1 protein-coding gene is annotated in these 1,053 nt (G+C 68.3%); it reads right to left on the minus strand.

Annotated features, from left to right (window positions below):
* A partial coding sequence (locus BJQ17_RS00065; protein WP_139139736.1) for an amino acid adenylation domain-containing protein occupies positions 1-1,053 on the minus strand: 1,053 nt, incomplete at both ends.

Consider the following 1,053-nt stretch of genomic DNA (forward strand, 5'->3'; position numbering starts at 1 on the left):
CCTGCACCTGCAGGATGTGCGTCGGCACCATGTAGTCCGGCAGGCTGCCCTTGAGCTGTTCGCGAAGGCTGTCACGCAGTTCGGCGGCGTCCACTGCCATGCCCTGCTCCTCGGCCAGTACGTAGGCCACCAGCTGCTGGCCATGCCCGCTGTCCTGGGCCAGCACCACCGCCTCGCGCACCTGCGGGTGCTCCAGCACCCGAGCCTCGATCTCACCCAGTTCGATACGCAGCCCGCGCACCTTCACCTGATGGTCGATACGCCCGCAGTACTCGATCACCCCGCTGTCGCGGTAGCGCGCCAAATCCCCGGTGCGGTACAGCCGCTGGCCGTGGCTGCCGAACGGGTCGGGCACGAAACGCTCGGCCGTCAGCGACGGGCGACGATGGTAACCACGCGCCAGGCCCTGGCCACCGAGCATCAGCTCGCCCATGGCCACCTGCGGCAGGGCTTCGAACGCCGGGCCAAGGATGTGCGTGTACAGGTTGGCGATCGGCTGGCCGATCGGCACGCTGTCACGCCCTTCGTCGACACAGGTCCAGTGGGTGACGTCGATCGCTGCCTCGGTCGGCCCGTACAGGTTGTGCAGGCGGGCACCGGGCAGGTGGCTGAACACCTGCTGCTGGGTGTCCACCGCCAGCGCCTCGCCGCTGCAGATCACCTGCCGCACGCTGTGGCAGCGCTGCAGGCCCGGCTCGCGGACGAACACCTGCAGCATCGACGGCACGAAGTGCAAAGTGGTGACCTGATGGCGCTCGATGGTGTCGATCAGCCGCTCCGGCTCGCGATGCTCGCCCGGCGCCGCCAGGGCCAGCCGTGCACCGGTCATCAGTGGCCAGAAGAATTCCCACACCGACACGTCAAAACTGAACGGGGTTTTCTGCAACACCGTGTCGGCGCCGTCCAGCGCATACGCCTGCTGCATCCATGCCAGCCGGTTATACAACGCCAGGTGGCGGTTGCCGGCACCCTTCGGCCGCCCGGTCGAGCCGGAGGTGTAGATGACGTAGGCCAGGTTCTCCGGGTGCAGCCGGCACGCCGGCACCTGCCGCG

Origin of the sequence: Pseudomonas sp. NBRC 111139 (assembly GCF_001753955.1) — a bacterium.
Lineage (GTDB): Bacteria > Pseudomonadota > Gammaproteobacteria > Pseudomonadales > Pseudomonadaceae > Aquipseudomonas > Aquipseudomonas alloputida.